Annotated in this window: 9 protein-coding genes; 3 read left to right on the top strand and 6 right to left on the bottom strand. The window is 45.8% G+C overall.

Translation table 11 applies throughout. The features are described from left to right. Positions 1-3: 3 nt before the first annotated feature. Entirely contained in the window at positions 4-1002 is a 999-nt protein-coding gene (locus C1N53_RS12430) for a bile acid:sodium symporter family protein (RefSeq protein ID WP_256377507.1), read from the bottom strand. A gap of 138 nt (positions 1003-1140) precedes the next feature. Continuing rightward, positions 1141-3120 (bottom strand): biosynthetic peptidoglycan transglycosylase, encoded by a 1980-nt coding sequence (locus tag C1N53_RS12435; RefSeq protein WP_137759622.1) that lies wholly within the window; start codon positions 3118-3120, stop codon positions 1141-1143. Positions 3121-3485: 365 nt separating this feature from the next. Here C1N53_RS12435 and purB point away from each other — a divergent pair, with 365 nt between their 5' ends. From purB to C1N53_RS12450, 3 genes are all read left to right on the top strand, one after another. Further along, positions 3486-4838, top strand: a complete 1353-nt coding sequence (gene purB, locus C1N53_RS12440; protein WP_137759623.1) for an adenylosuccinate lyase — start codon at positions 3486-3488, stop codon at positions 4836-4838. 356 nt (positions 4839-5194) lie between these two features. Then, on the top strand, positions 5195-6430 hold the full coding sequence (locus tag C1N53_RS12445) for an endo-1,4-beta-xylanase (protein WP_168194027.1): 1236 nt from the start codon (positions 5195-5197) through the stop codon (positions 6428-6430). 125 nt (positions 6431-6555) lie between these two features. Further along, a complete protein-coding gene (locus C1N53_RS12450; RefSeq protein ID WP_137759624.1) occupies positions 6556-7668 on the top strand; it encodes a glycoside hydrolase family 43 protein in 1113 nt (370 codons plus the stop codon). Positions 7669-7758: 90 nt separating this feature from the next. Here the strand turns inward: C1N53_RS12450 and C1N53_RS12455 are convergent, their stop codons facing one another. The 4 genes from C1N53_RS12455 to C1N53_RS12470 form a co-directional block, all read right to left on the bottom strand. Continuing rightward, on the bottom strand, positions 7759-10596 hold the full coding sequence (locus C1N53_RS12455) for an alpha-amylase family glycosyl hydrolase (protein WP_240773210.1): 2838 nt from the start codon (positions 10594-10596) through the stop codon (positions 7759-7761). A 79-nt stretch (positions 10597-10675) separates the two neighbouring features. Then, positions 10676-12247, bottom strand: coding sequence for an alpha-amylase family glycosyl hydrolase (locus C1N53_RS12460; RefSeq protein ID WP_137759625.1), 1572 nt, complete (start codon positions 12245-12247; stop codon positions 10676-10678). Positions 12248-12378: 131 nt separating this feature from the next. Beyond that, positions 12379-14847 carry a glycoside hydrolase family 31 protein gene (locus tag C1N53_RS12465; protein WP_137759626.1) on the bottom strand — a complete coding sequence of 823 codons (2469 nt, stop codon included), beginning with the start codon at positions 14845-14847 and terminating at the stop codon, positions 12379-12381. 182 nt (positions 14848-15029) lie between these two features. Continuing rightward, entirely contained in the window at positions 15030-16055 is a 1026-nt protein-coding gene (locus C1N53_RS12470; protein ID WP_137759627.1) for a SusE domain-containing protein, read from the bottom strand.

Raw genomic sequence — 16055 nt, forward strand, 5'->3', positions numbered from 1 at the left:
AAACTACTCGCCCGACACATCTAATCCGGCTTTGCGTGCCTGAGCCTGTGCAATAATACTGGCAACCAACAACTGAAGCGCGTGGTACATCATAATGGGCAACAGCATAATACCAACCATATTGGCATCCGGGAAAATAACTTTCGACATCACCGTGCCGTGCACCAGCGATTTTTTAGAACCGCAGAATACGGCTGTTACCTTGTCTTCGCGGCTAAAGCCAAGTACATTCCCAATACCTTGTATCAGCCCCAGCACCAGGAAAAACAAGAGCAGCATACTTGCCCCCAAAACCAGTAGGTTGAGCAGGCTGTAGTCTTCAAACATATTGCGGGCAAAAGACTCGCAGAAGGAAGTATATACTATAATCAGGATAATAGTCTGGTCGAAGTAACGCAGCTTTTTCTTGTGCTTTTCGGCATAGGCTCCCCAGAAGCGGTGCAGAACAATCCCCAGCACTACGGGCAACAGGACCTGCAGCATCAGGTTCCCCATCACCTCCCAGATATCAAATCCTTCGGCATTCGTCGTCAGGAACAGGCTCATCCAGAGAGGCGTTATAAAAATACCCAGTAAGCTGGAGATACTGGCATTGAAAATAGCGGCAGGCATATTTCCGCCTGCAATAGACACCATCACCACCGACGAAGAAACAGTAGACGGCAGCGCAGCCAGGTAAAAAGACCCCAGCCAAAGCAGCTCATAGTCGGTGCCAATAAAAAAACCGTGCAACAGAATCAGCAGCAAAGGAAACAGGATAAAGGTACTAAACTGTACCACCAGGTGGAGTTTCCAGGTACTCAGGCCAGCTTTTAATTTCTCAGGACTTAACCGCAAACCATAGAAAAAAAATATGAGGGCAACGCCATAGTGAGCAATTTCACTTAGTGAGAAGGGGCCTTCCTGTATGCCGGGTGTTGGCCATATGTATGCCAGCACAATCATACCAATGAGCGCACCTATAAACCAGTCGAAACCGGCTCTTGCTGCAAATGCTCCTATGCGGGGTAATAAACCTACTGCTTTTTCTGCTTCCTTTTCTTTTCGCTGCGGTGCTTTCAAGTGAATAAAGGTAAGTGCGTGATAAAATTAAATAAAGGCTGCGCTACCGGGTAGCGCAGCCTTTATTTCTACTATTTTCTAAAACCCCAGCATATCTATTGTTTCCAGTTCCAACTGCTCTTCTTCCTCCTCCTGGTTTTCGGCATCTGGTGCGGTAACAATCAGATCGCGTGCCCGGCCATAAAGCCTTACATTCGGGTATAAGTTCTCATATTCTTCCTGCGATATAAGGCCTCTTCTTACCATAATACCTGAGATCAGCCGGAAATAACCAGCTTTGTAGCTCCGCAGGTTGCCGTAGTTATCAAACGAAGACCTGAACCGTTTTGGGCTTGGTATAATGCTCGTTAAGAAGATAGCTTCTGCCAGGTTGAGTTCAGAAGGCTGCTTACCAAAATAAAACCGGGAGGCATCTTTGGCACCGTATACATCCGGCCCCCATTCAATTATGTTCAGGTACACCTCAAACATGCGGTTTTTCGACACCAGGTCCAGGTTTTCGATCAGCCATACAATTATAGCCTCCTCCACCTTACGTGCCAGGTTCTTTTTGCGCGTCAGGAACACGTTCTTCACCAGCTGCATGGATAGTGTACTGCCTCCCCGCACAAAGGCTCCCTCTTTTAAATTTACAACAATAGCCTGCCGTATGGCTTCTTCATGAAAGCCGTTGTGCCGATAAAACCCGGCATCTTCAGCGGTTAAAATAGCATTGCGCAGGTAAGGCGATACTTCGCCGATCCGTACAAAGAAGTTATTGGCAGGTCCTACTGTAAAAGTTCTGACAGGTTTTCCGTACTCATACACGGTGTGGGTAAAGGTGCCGTTTATCTTTTCCAGATTGGTGTTACCATACTGCACAATCTTAAAATCTTTGGAGGCATCCAGATCAGAATCGAACTTCACGCTATCCACCTGCGCCATATCCACATGAAAGTTCATCTTATACTGCAAAGTTCCTGTAGCCCTGATCCCTTCCAGATTCTCGAACAAGCCAACCGGCAACGACTCAAAAAAATCATTGGCAGGCACCGCCTTGGTTTTTACTTTCAGATCGATAATTTTGGAAGAGGCATCCTGGTAAACGGCATACACATTCGCCACCGCTTTGTTTACCCGCACCTCGGTCAGGCTATCCACTGCATAGTAGTTTGGCCCAAGGGTTACTACATAATTTACAGCACTTTCCTTTATCAGAATGTCTTCATCTGCCAGCTTTGTATGGTTTACCACCAGGTTATTCAGCATAGCTGAGCCTCGCACCGTAAGCCTCTCGTTGCGGTAATTCTTATCCTTCAGGCTTACATGCAGCGTATCAAATGTAACGTTACCGCCAAACTTCTTTTCTACATACGGTATCTGGATTCCTTTACTATCGGCTGCATACAAGCTGGCTGCGATGTTATAGTCACGCGGATCAATGGTGCCCCGCACCCGCATATTATTTACCAGCGTGTCAATTCTGATTGTAAGTTCTGTGTTAATGTTTCCGTCCTCTATTACCAAAGAAGGCATCCTGACATCGATGGTGCGGTTATCTGATTTATACGAAACATTCAGATTCTTAAAATCTACCTGATCCGGGGTATTATCAAAAGCCGTTTCAATCAGATTGTTGAGTAGTTTCCCATAGTTTCTGCTGCCTTTGCTGGTTGTATCTACGGGTTCCTCCTGGTCTCTCTTCATTAAAAAAGAAAAGTTATCCTGATCACCGTGTTTAATAGCTGTAAGATAACCATTGGCTACTTCGAGGCGATAGAATACGATTCTGCCCTTAAAAATAGAGCGAAGACTAACGCTGGCATGCACATTATCAGTTGTAAACAGGGTATCTCCCTGGTGAGGCACCAAAGCAATGCCCTTGATAGCAACGGTTCTCAGGTTTACAAAATCTGCGCTTTCAATCGTAAAGTCAACCGGGTATTTGTTTTCTACCTTTGTTATCACCCGGTTTATCGTATAGGTTAACACCCTGCTTCTAAACATGATAAGCAAGACAACCGAAAGCAGAAGCAGTCCAACAAGTACGCCTGCTCCAATTAATATTCTTTTTTTCAATCTCTGGTCCACAATATAGTGCTGCGAATTACGCAATAAGAATCTGTTTGTAAAACGATGCAACAGATAATATTTAAACACTCCTATATAGAAGCATTACCTGTTATGTCACCTCCTCATACGGTTTTATACTTCTTTAGATATTAAACCGCCCTGTCGGCGTGTCCTCCTGCTTGCAAGCATAGTGCCAGAGGCACCCGCTCCTTGGTTTACTATTCTGCATTAACGCAGGAAAGTACAATTTTATACACGTAGCACGAGCAGATAAGTTGTACTTCGCTATCCAAAGTACTTCTCTAATTAAATAGAAAGCTTTTTAGCTTGGTTCGGCAAAGCTACTTATCTTTGAACAAAGTTATACCTGCATGAATCTTACAACACTTACCGCCATTTCTCCTGTGGATGGGCGTTACCGTCGGAATACCACAGACTTAGCCGGATACTTTTCTGAGTTTGGCCTGATCCGCTACCGTGTACTGGTAGAGGTAGAATATTTTATTGCGCTGTGCGAACTGCCGCTTCCGCAGCTAAGCAGTGTGCCCCAGGACCAGTTTAAGGCGTTACGCGCCATCTACGAAAACTTTACCGAAGCCGATGCGCTGCAGATAAAGGAGACCGAGAAAGTAACCAACCACGATGTAAAGGCTGTTGAGTACTTTATAAAAGATCAATTTGACACCCTTGGCCTAAGCCAGTACAAAGAATTTATACATTTTGGACTCACTTCCCAGGATGTAAACAATACAGCCATCCCGCTTAGTCTGCGCGATGCCGATGATCGTGTTATTATGCCAGCTTTTCAGCAGTTGCACCAAACACTGGCAGAGTTGGCACAGCAATGGAAGGACGTGCCGATGCTGGCCCATACCCATGGCCAACCTGCTTCTCCTACGCGACTGGGAAAGGAAATAATGGTGTTTGCAGAGCGACTGGCAGCTCAAATGAACCTGCTCCGCCAAGTGCCATTCTCAGCAAAGTTCGGAGGTGCTACCGGCAATTTTAATGCACATCATGTGGCGTATCCTGCCATTAACTGGCCCGATTTCGGCAATCGCTTTGTGCAGGATGTACTGGGGCTGCGCCGCAGCCAATACACCACCCAAATTGAGCATTACGACAACTTGGCGGCCTACTTCGACGGATTAAAGCGACTGAACACTATTCTGATTGATTTTGCCCGGGACGTATGGCAGTATGTTTCGATGGGCTACTTTAAGCAAAAAATAAAAGCAGGTGAAGTAGGTTCATCGGCTATGCCGCATAAAGTTAACCCGATAGATTTTGAGAATGCAGAGGGCAACCTGGGTATAGCCAATGCCATTTTAGAGCACCTGGCAGCCAAACTGCCCATCTCCCGCCTGCAGCGCGACCTGACGGATTCAACGGTATTACGCAATGTAGGAGTTCCACTGGCACATGTGGTTATAGCGCTTAAGTCGCTTGAAAAAGGCATCGGAAAACTTGAACTCAACGAAGCCGCCCTGCATAACCACCTGGAAGAAAACTGGGCTGTAGTGGCAGAAGGCATCCAGACCGTGCTGCGCCGTGAAGGTTACCCGCAACCTTATGAAGCGCTGAAGGCATTGACCCGCAAAAATGAAAAAATTACTGAGCAAGCCATTAAAAGCTTTATCGACACTTTAGAGGTTAATGAGGAAATTAAAGCTGAGCTTAAAGAGATATCACCTTACAATTATACCGGAGTAGATCTTATCTAGCTTATTTCAAGACGCTGCAAAAAAACAGCCTCTCCACATCATGCTTGTGGAGAGGCTGTTTTTTTACTATAAAGTTAACGTTTTCACAAAATGAAATCGGTTGCATAGCTTCCGGGCAACATACTGCATAGGCCAGTCTATTAATGGAATTACCTCCTTGGCTCTATCAGTTACATGTGGTATTATAGGAAACCCTTACAGAACTTAAGCAAGAAGAACAAATGTAATTAATCACTTTTATTCTCCTGAAATCGGTTGCAAATATGTGTTTGGTTCTATACCTTTAGCTTTAGGTAGAATCTTGATGGCACTACAACTATAATCTGCTGCCTATAATGCCTTACGACATGTATCTTATGACAAAACTTTACAAATACATAACGCTATCTATAGCAGCGGTTTTGTTGAGCAGTTATAGTATACTTGGCCAGTCACGACCGATTGCTGACGGAAAAGCAAAGTTTTTAGGAAATATCTACAGCAAAATGCAATTACTGAATTTTGCCGGCTACTGGAACCAGGTAACACCCGAAAATGCAGGCAAATGGGGCAGTGTAGAGGCAAACCGGGATGTAATGGACTGGACGGAATTAGACATTGCCTATAAACTTGCCAAAGACAATGGCTTCCCATTTAGACTGCACGTACTGGTTTGGGGAAATCAGCAGCCTTCCTGGATAGAAAACCTGCCAGCCAATGAGCAACTGGAAGAAATTGAAGAATGGTTCTCGTTAGTTTCGGAGCGCTACCCGGATTGCGACTTTGTAGAAGTAGTAAATGAACCAATTAATGACCCGCCAAACCAGGCCGGGAATGGCGGAGGCAATTACATGAACGCTTTGGGTGGATCAGGCGCAACTGAATGGGACTGGATTATCAAATCCTTTGAGCTGGCCCGCCACTATTTCCCAGCCTCAAAACTGATGTTGAATGAGTATAACATTATTAACAACACCAGCAATCTAAATAAGTACCTAAAAATTATACAGCTGCTTAAACCCCGCCATCTGATTGATGGAATTGGGGTGCAGGCCCATGCTTTCTCTACAACAGCAGGTTCTGCAACAATAACTGCAAATCTTAATGCGCTTGCGGCAACTGACCTTCCGATCTATATCACAGAAATGGACATAGACGGCCCTACTGATCTGGTTCAGCAACAGGAATACCAACGTATCTTCCCTCTTTTCTGGGAGCATCCCTCGGTACAGGGCATCACTTTATGGGGTTACAGGCCAGGGCTGTGGAGAAACGACCAAAGAGCTTATCTTATTACAGCCAATGGTGTAGAAAGGCCAGCAATGAAGTGGCTAAGAGAGTATGTGCAAGGTTTTGTAACCGGCCTGCAAAGAAATGAAGCACTCTCCTTTACCGCTTACCCTAACCCAATAGTTAACGGAAATCTTACACTAAACGGAGTTGAAAAAGTAAATACTGTTACAATCCTCGATCTGAATGGCAGAATGATCCACGAACTTGCTTTAAATAAGCAGGCATCGGTACACATAGCCTTAGATATAAATCCTGGTCTTTATATCTTACAGCTTTTCGATGGCCAGAATTATGCCACCCAAAAGTTACTTGTAAAGTAAACAGAGCTTGTTTCATCCATTCGTTCATGTTATTATCTCTGTTTCCGATACTGTTTTGGCAGAATTATATGATAAACAACTAATGCACATACTCTTATCACCTTACTATTGATAAAAACAAAACAATGACAAAAAACACCTATTTCAAATCCTCCTTCTTTATGCTGGTAGCAGCTTCTTTGCTGACAAGTGCCTGCCAGAACAACAACCCTGACAACCAGGATGATGCCAATGCCACAGCCTCAACCACTTCAGAAGCTCAAAAACCTTCTACAGAGCCATTGGTTACCAACATTTATACAGCAGACCCTTCTGCTCATGTATTTGAAGGCAGAATCTATATTTACCCTTCGCATGATGTTGACGCAGGCATTCCTGAAAAAGATGACGGCTCTCACTTCGATATGAGAGACTACCATGTACTTTCTATGGACAGAGTAGGTGGAGAAGTAACAGATCATGGTGTTGCCCTGGACATAAAAGACATTCCGTGGGCAGGCCGGCAATTATGGGCTCCAGATGCGGCTCATAAAGACGGCACCTATTATTTATACTTCCCTGTAAAAGACAAGCAGGATGTTTTCCGAATAGGCGTGGCAACCAGTAAATCACCTGCCGGTCCGTTTAAACCCGAAGCAAAGCCTATTGAAGGCAGTTATAGCATAGACCCTACAGTATTTACTGATTCTGATGGAGCCTCTTATATGTACTTCGGTGGTATTTGGGGAGGACAGCTCCAAAGATGGAGTACAGGCACCTACAATGCCAACGATACTTACCCGGCAGATGATCAGCCTGCTTTGATGCCTAAAATAGTACGTATGAGCGACAACATGCTGCAGTTTGCTGAACCTGTTCGTGATGTGCAGATACTCGATGAGAATGGCAAGCTTCTATTAGCCGGCGACAACGATAGACGCTTTTTTGAAGCTGCCTGGTTGCACAAATACAACGGCAAATATTACTTCTCCTACTCTACCGGCGATACACACAACATAGCGTATGCCATTGGCGACAGCCCTTATGGTCCGTTTACCTACAAAGGTGTTATCCTGGAGCCTGTACTGGGCTGGACGAACCACCACTCTATTGTAGAGCACGACGGCCAGTGGTACCTGTTCTACCACGACAGTTCTCTTTCCGGCGGTAAAACACACCTGAGAAGTGTAAAAGTAACAGAGCTTACGCACCGTCCGGATGGCACGATAGAAACAATCAATGCTTATACAGAAAATTAAGCCTTTATACTTCGGTTTCCAAAAAAAGAAAGCCCTCCTGCATGGGAAGCAGGAGGGCTTTCTTTTTGCGGTGCCAGGTAATGCTTCTTTTTAATTATCTACTTTTATCACCTTCTTTACTTCCCGCTCAGCACCTTTTTCTATTTGCAGGTAATAGATTCCGTTGGTTACATTGCTCAAATTTATCGGCTGCTGGAATGTATCGGCAAGTTTAAATGTGTATTCTGTTCTGATGACTCTGCCCGTCGCATCCAGTAGCTTAATAGCCACAGCACCACGGTAAGTGCCCTGCATTTCCACGACTGCACCACCTTGCACAGGATTCGGATAAACCAGGGTATTACCCGAACTTGCCACTGTACCTTTTGCAGCAAGCAACAGCCCCTGCCATGGCAACAGGCCCTGTGCAGGTGTCTCCAGTTTCCGGGTGGTAAACAGGCGGAACTCTCCTGGCTGCAGACTTATAATTTCTGCCGGATTTGTAACGGTTACTTCTCCGCCAGAGAAGTAGTCGTACCAGATACCTGATTTTGGAAAATCGGCAGCTGGCTTTTGTAGCTTTGTATCGAAGTTTCCAATAATGTGCACATCCATGGTTTCGTGGCGCAGGGTGATCCGCTTCACGCTATTTTCAAAATCAAGGGTAAAATCATCTGTTTGAAAAGCAGGCTGACTTAGTTTCAGATTGATTAGAGCAGCATAGACTTTATACAGTTTTTGCCGCTCTGCATCCTGCTGATACTCCCAGCGAACAGGTTTGGCCCCTGTTCGCCCGTTAAAATCGATAGGCACCTCGTACCCCAGTTCTCCAAATTGCCAGATAAGTTTAGGACCAGGCACTGGCAGGAAAAAGGCTGCAGCCAGCTTTGCCCTGTTTAGCGCTGTGGTTAAGTTCTGTGTATTATAAGCAGCTTCTACACGCCCGTTTTGCAGTACGTCATACAGCAAGCGTTCTTCGTCGTGGCTCTCCATATAACCTACTACGTGCGGATTCTGCCACTCCCGTTGCCTATAGGAGATCCAGTTTGGATTGGCCGTATTGCCTTTCGCTACGTTGCGATAGTCGTAATTATGGTTCCCCCAGAAAAGCATACCATAATCAGCCAGCTCCTTTTCCTCCTGGTTCACGGCAAAGTGCTCCAGTATGACATAGGCTGTTTCATCATAGCTGCGTATTTCGTTATAGATCCTTTTCCAGGTGGCTACCCGGCTGGCATCATAAGCACTCCAGTTATCCACATTGTCCCCAGCGTTCTTTTGTGTAAAACCTTTCGATAGGTCGAACCGATAGCCATCAACTTTGTATTCTTCCAGCCAAAAACGGTTTACCCGTTCTACCAGTGCTTTGGTGGCAGCACTTTCATGATTGAAATCAAAGAAAACACTGAACGGGTGGGTAGCCTGCTGGTTAAAGAAAGGGTTATTGGCTGCTGGCCTGTCGCGGTTCCAGTACATTTTTACATAGGGAAACTCATAGTCGGCCTGGTTCAGCACAATGTCCAGGATAACAGCAATTCCCAACGCATGGCATTTGTCTATAAAGGCTTTCAGATCATCCTTTCTTCCATAGGCTTTATCGGGAGCAAAATAGAAAATTGGGTTGTAGCCCCAGGAGTCGTTACCGGAAAATTCCATGATGGGCATCAGTTCAATGGCATTTATCCCAAGGCGCTTCAGATAGCTAAGAGTATCTGTTAAAGTTTTATAGTTCCGATCTGCTATAAAATCACGGATATGCAGCTCGTACACCACCAGCTTCTCAGGGGCTGGCCGCTGAAAATCGGTTACTTTCCAGTTGTATGGTTGCTGGTTGGTTTTTAGCACAGACACAATGCCTGATGCTCCACTCGGGTAAGGCTTGAGGTCCGGGTAAGTAGTAGCCGGAATGTACTGGTCGTTGTTCGGATCCAGGATAAGCTCTGCATAAGGATCTGCTACTGCCAGTGTGCCATCCACCAGGTACTGGTAAGCTACTTCCTGCCCTGCTGCCATATTTTCCAGTTCAATCCAATAGCGCTCTCCGTCTGCTGTCCGATGCATAAGATAGCCTGGCTGCGCTTCCCAATTGTTAAACTCGCCAATTACATACACAAACTCTTTATGTGGGGCATAAAGAGAAAGCACTACTTTGTTGGCAGCAGTATAATTAACGCCATCTACTATACCACTGGGTAAGGACCGCACAACAGGTTCTGGTTTTACAGTAAAAGTAAAGCTTTCTGTAACTGTTTCTGTAGCCGTTTTAGCCTCTATACTCACTGTTTTACGCACGCCACCATCAGAACCAGCACCTAGCGTAAAATCCAGCTCTGTTGCGTTCTGAACGGTATGTACGGTACTGCCATTCAGTTTCAGGCTGAGGGTAGCCGGTTGTGATGTCACGGCCTTTACAGGAATAGAAGCATTAGCGTCTGCAAAAAAAGACGTTTGCGCAGGTGCACGAAAGGCAACCTGCAGGTTTTCTGGGTAGATTATAACAAACAGGTCTTCGGTCTGGGCTGTTCCGCTGCCATTCTTCAACAATACCCCAAGCCGACGTACCGACTTCCCGGCAGGTACACCGAAATACTGCTTCGGAACCAGTTTTATCTGCCATTTATTATTTCCGAGCGATGTCATTTTGCCCGGAGCAAAGGGAGCACTCCAGGTAGTTTGCCCGGCTGGTTGATACTCGAAAGCATCTCCTGTTTCTGTCGTACCGGCACCAGACCATAGGTATACATCGTCGGTTTTACCCAATAGGCCTGCTGCACGGGAATCTTTAGCCTGCGCCAAGTCAAAAATAAGAGTAACCTCCCGGCTCTCTGTAGGGAAAGCAGGCTGTGTTGTGACAACCTGTGCCAATGCCCCACTTTGCCACACGAGCACAAGCCACAGCAATAGCAGCTGCCTGAAATTTGCTTTTAATCTTGCGTACATCTTTCCCATTTGCATTTTATTTACCCGAACATCTGTTTACTAGTAGCAGGAGCAAAATCTTGTCTATTTTGCTCCTGCTACCTGTGATTTACTTCTTTAGGATCAGCGTTGCGTAAGGCTGTAGCCGAAGCGTACTATTTTGGAAGCTAAAGTCTTTGCTCTGGAAGAAAGGCTTAGTATACCCCTGAAGGTTATCCGGCAGTTTTACACTGGCTTCGGCACCAGAAAGGTTATGCAGCACCAGCAGGGTTTCATCGGAATGCGTGCGCAGAAATGCTCCAACACTGCCGTTGTTCAGTTGAACAGGCTCCAGTTCTCCGAAAGTAAGTGCTTTACTGCTGTTTCTGAGCTGAATAAAGGTCTTATAATGGTTCAGTAGCGAATTTTCATTTTGCAATTGCACCGCAACCGGGCTTACTGTTTGTTCTGTACTAAACCTCGGCTCCAGCCAGGTAGCGCGGCAGTTATCCTCCTGCCCCGGCTCCCATATAAAAGGCTCCCGAATATGTTCATCCGGCTTTTTACCTGTCATGCCAATTTCTTCGCCATAGTAGATATAAGGCGAACCAGGCAATGTCAGCAATAAAGCTGAAGCCATTTTCGCCTTGTTCAAATCTCCATTCAACTCACTCATAATGCGGTTCTGGTCATGGTTGGTCAGGAAAGAAGCATCTATAAAATCTGGATTAACACCATTATAGTATTTCCTGATCTGGGCCAGCTTTATCACCAGAGAATCTATTCTCTCCTGCCTTGCAGCGTTGGTCATAGCATAACTCATATCGAAGTTAAACAGGGCGTGCAACCCTTTGGTATAAGGAGCTACAGTAGCTGCATCGGCCCACACCTCCCCTACCAGGTACACATCCGGCTTCACCTTCTGCATCTCCTGCTTAAACTCAACCCACCACCGGTGATTGTCTTCAGGTCTGTCGTCCGGGAAAATGTGACGGGCCGCATCCAGCCTGAAACCATCTACTCCCACCTCACTTAGCCAGAACCTGCCAATTTTGAATACTTCTTCGCGAAGAGCAGGATTATCATAGTTCAGGTCGGGCATGCCGCCATAAAAGTAGCCGTAGTAGAGGTACTCACTGCCCTCTATCCTGTGCCAGCGGTTCTCATTATCAGAGTCTCCGGCTATAATCTTTCCTTTCTTCTGTGTTTGCGGGTCATCCTGATGCGCCCAGACGTAGTAATCTCTGAGCCGGCTTTCCGGATTACGGGCAGCCTCCTGAAACCAGGGATGATCTACACCGGAATGGTTCAGAACCAGGTCAATCACTACATGAATACCCCTGGCATGTGCTTGGTTTACAAACTCTTTAAAGTCAGCTAATGTGCCGTAGTCGGGATGGATTCCATAGTAATCTACCACATCGTATTTATGGTAAGACGGCGAAGGGCTCATCGGCATCAGCCAAACGGCTTCAACTCCTAGATCTTTCAGGTAGTCCAATTTAGAAGTCATTCCTTTAATGTCGCCTATGCCATCGTTGTCGGAGTCGCAGAAAGACTGCACAAAAATTTCATAAGTAACACCTCTGGGCCAATCGCTTACTTTATCAGTGCTGGCACTTTTACTGGCAATTCTGTTGCATCCGGAAACAAAGGATAGCAGCAGCAGGACTATAGCATAGTGTAGAGTAGTCTTTTTCATACTGTTAAATTATAGTAGAGGAAGCCAGTTCAGGCTAAACAATTACATATATTGTAAATCCGGCTATCCGGGCCTTACATAAAGCAGTAAAGCATCTGCAGAAACATTGCCTGCAGATGCTTGTACTCACCTTATAAGTTGATTACCATTTTATCTTTGCTGTGCTTTACTACCAGGCTTTGTACCTGATACCCTTCCACAGGATTCGAAACTCCTTCCGGATCGAAACGCGAGATTGGTTCTATAAAACTTACCAGGTTTCGTTGCAAAGTTTGGTTTTTCCCGCCTACTTTTACCCTGGAAGTGCCCTCAAAGCCGTGGAACATAACTTTAAGGTTCTTGAAGTGGCTATTATAGTTTCCTTCTGCTTTTTCAAAAGTAAGGGTTTTGCGCTTTGGATCGTAACTGATGCTGCGCTTATAGTACCCTCCCTTTTCGTGGTCGTAGCTTTCACCATCGTCTTCATAATATACAAAGGTATTGCTCACATCACCTTTGTACACATGCACTGTTAGTGTATCGGTAGGCTTTTCACCAGTGTGCTGCACCAGCGATTGCATCGGGATGATGCTGCTTTCCTTAACATAAACCGGCATTCTGTGGTACAGGACAGGCATTATTTTCTCCTGCCCCCCCTGCTCTACTTCGCCTGTAAAGAAGTTATACCACTTGCCCTGCGGGAAATATACTTTGCCATAGCTCAGGGTACTCTCGAAAGGCATTAACAGAAATGCTTCACCGAACTGAAACTGGGAATCAAACTCTCTGTTGTACACATTGGCATCGTGGGTATAGTCTATTGCGAGCGTACGCATGAGCGGCTGCCCATTTTGAGTTGCCTGGTAAAAATTAGAGTAGATATAAGGCAACAACTTGTAACGCAGGTTAATAAAGTTGCGTGCAATTTCAGTCACCTCCTCCCCATAAGCCCAAGGCTCCGACGATTTGGTGTTTACTCCAGTATGGTTACGGAAGTATGGGGTAAAGGCACCCAGTTGAATCCAGCGGGCATACAAACCCACGGTAGGGTTCCCTGTGAAACCGCCTATGTCCATTGCCGAAAAAGCAATGCCGCTAACGCCCATACTGTTCATCAGGCGCACTCCCAGCAGCATGTGGTCGTCTTCGGAGCGGTTATCGCCTGTCCAGATAGCTGTGTAGCGCTGAGAACCTGAAAAGCCGGCACGGGAAAGCAGGAAAGTACGTTTATTTGGCGTATGCAGGCGGGCTCCTTCGTAGCTGGCCCGTGCCATTTGCAGGCCATATACGTTGCGTCCTTCTTTATGCGTAGTAATTCTGCCTTCAAAATTGAACAGAACGTTATTTGGCATTTTCTGCCCCCAGGTTGCTATTTCGTTCATGTCGTTCCAGTAGCCATCTACACCTGTATCTGTAAAGAATTTAAGTTCTTTCTTCCACCACTCACGTCCTTTTTTGCTTGTAAAGTCGGGGAAGTGTGTCCAGCCTGGCCATACCTGCCCGGTATAATTCTGCCCATCTACATATTTCAGAAAAATATTATCCTGTTTACCCCGCTCATAGGCACCATAGCCTTCTTCCACCTTAATGCCGGGGTCAACAATTACTGTGGTTTTAAAGCCCATTTCTTTCAGCTTCTTGTTCATTGCCATCGGGTCTCCGAAGCGACTCTTGTCCCAGGTGAAGAGTTTATAGGCATCCATATAATGGATATCCAATGTTATACCGTCTGCCGGAATTTTCTTCTCCCGCAGCGTTTGCGCAATCCGGAACACTTCGGTTTCAGGGTAATAAGAGTAGCGGTTCTGCTGATAACCTAAACTCCAGAGCGGAGGCATCTCCATGCGACCAGTTAAACTGGTGTAAGACGCAATAATATCGCTTACTTTGGTATGGTAGATAAAATAGTAATCCATTTCACCGCCCTGCGCACCAAAAGAGGAGAAGCGGTTGTTGCTGGCTCCGAAGTTAAAATCAGACTGATAGCTGTTATCGAAGAAGATGCCATAGTTCAGCCCGCTGTGTATCCCGATGTAAAAAGGAATAGTGGCATATATCGGGTCCTGGTTGGTTCTGTAACCAAAAGCATCGGTATTCCAGTTGGTATAGCCACTGCCTCTGCGGTCCAGCCCGCCGGTTTTCTCGCCAAGCCCTATAAAGCGTTCTCCCTCCTGCATATGTTTATAGGTGGTAACTTCTTCTCCGATCCAGGAGGTGGTCAGGCCTTGTTCATCCTGATTAATTACTTTGCCGTCTCTGGTAAAAAAAGCGACTGAAAAAGGAGCTTTGGTGATAGTTGCTGTTAGAGAATCGGTTACTACCTGGATGCGGCTGTTATCCTGCGTAATGTTTACCCTGGTTTGCTGCGGTTTACCTACTACGGCGTATGAAAAGTCTTCTGCCAATTGCTGCTTATCCATGCGCACCCGCACTACCGTAGGGCTATATACCGCTACCTGTACCTGTACTTGCTGATCGGTGGTAATAGCAATGTTCTGGCCTGAAATGGTGGCATTGGTAACATTGCCGACAGGTTTAACAAGACTATGCTGGGCATAGGCAGATAAATAGCTGCATAAAACCACAAAAAAGGCTGTTATTCCTTTTAATCGTATTCTCATGATGAATAGTCAGTGAATAATGAAATTAATATTGTGTTCAGATTCTCAGAATATATACCCCACACCACACCTGTTCTTCTTCATAAGGAAGAAGACAGCATGTAAAGCCACAGGCAGGGTTACAGGAGTTTTTCTGAATGTATGATCCGGGGAACAAAAGAGTATTGCTCCCCGGATCAGGTTTATTGTCTTTCGAGTGTATAAGTGTTGGTGACCAGGCTGAATGTGATTTTATAAGTACCAGCTGAGGCGACAGAGATATTATCCCCGGCATTAGCCAGATTCCCGTTGGAACCACCGTAATTGGTTCCCCAATCATCGTTAAGACGGAACTTGATGGAGCCAGGCACCAGGTTTACTGTAACCGACCAGGTTTGTGTACCATTGTTGTAAGCCATGTCGGTATCAGTATCCCAACCGCCTGGTGTCGCATCTCCAATAACCCCCCAGCTATACCTGTCGGCCGTAAAGGTGTTATCGTTGGTATTCAACGTTAAGCGATACGTTCCGGCAGCGGGCACTTTCAGGTTATCTCCGGCAGCGGTGCTAACGGCACCCCCACCTGCATCTCCGTAAGCGTTATCCCAGCTCTTGGCTGGCGTAATCTTAAACTCCGTAGAACCAGCCGGGAAACTTATAACACCACTGTAAATACCGTTACTGGTTGGAGATATCAAACTATCAGCTGTTGCCGGATTCCAGCCCTGGTAGGCCCCCGGTACATACATAAACGATATCAGTGGATATGGATTAACAGTCAGGTTAACGGCATTGGAATAAACCGGAGCTATGGCCTCGGAATTAGCAATTTCAGACTTCAGGCGCACCTGTACTTCTGAATTTGTTCCGGTTGGTAAATTCATGGCAAGCAACAGAGCATTGAAATTAATCACACTGTACTCTCTGGATAATGTATTGGCAGGCAGTACCACTTCTCGGGGACTTGCAAAATTGGTACCGGCTACGGCAAATTGCAACGTATTGGTTAATGCTGCATTAAACCCAAAGTCAGCTTTATTCCAGGTAAAGCTGATCGCCTCTTCCTCTGCGTTTTCTTTTTGCAAAATTAAAGTGTTTTCAGATGCCGCTAATGAAGCTGCAACTCCCTCTGCTCTGGCTATTATTCTATCTTCATCTTTTTCGCAAGCAGAAAACAGGAATAGCAGCAAACCAAGTATGCCTATGTTTTTTATGAAATACGCTTTCAT

It is taken from the genome of Pontibacter sp. SGAir0037 (assembly GCF_005491705.1).
Taxonomy (GTDB): domain Bacteria; phylum Bacteroidota; class Bacteroidia; order Cytophagales; family Hymenobacteraceae; genus Pontibacter.

Excerpts from the sequence above, each read along its gene's own strand:
- purB (WP_137759623.1), top strand. The coding sequence starts at position 3,486 with ATGAATCTTACAACACTTACCGCCATTTCTCCTGTGGATGGGCGTTAC.
- C1N53_RS12445 (WP_168194027.1), top strand. The coding sequence starts at position 5,195 with ATGACAAAACTTTACAAATACATAACGCTATCTATAGCAGCGGTTTTG.
- C1N53_RS12450 (WP_137759624.1), top strand. The coding sequence starts at position 6,556 with ATGACAAAAAACACCTATTTCAAATCCTCCTTCTTTATGCTGGTAGCA.
- C1N53_RS12455 (WP_240773210.1), bottom strand. The coding sequence starts at position 10,596 with ATGGGAAAGATGTACGCAAGATTAAAAGCAAATTTCAGGCAGCTGCTA.
- C1N53_RS12460 (WP_137759625.1), bottom strand. The coding sequence starts at position 12,247 with ATGAAAAAGACTACTCTACACTATGCTATAGTCCTGCTGCTGCTATCC.
- C1N53_RS12465 (WP_137759626.1), bottom strand. The coding sequence starts at position 14,847 with ATGAGAATACGATTAAAAGGAATAACAGCCTTTTTTGTGGTTTTATGC.
- C1N53_RS12470 (WP_137759627.1), bottom strand. The coding sequence starts at position 16,055 with ATGAAAGCGTATTTCATAAAAAACATAGGCATACTTGGTTTGCTGCTA.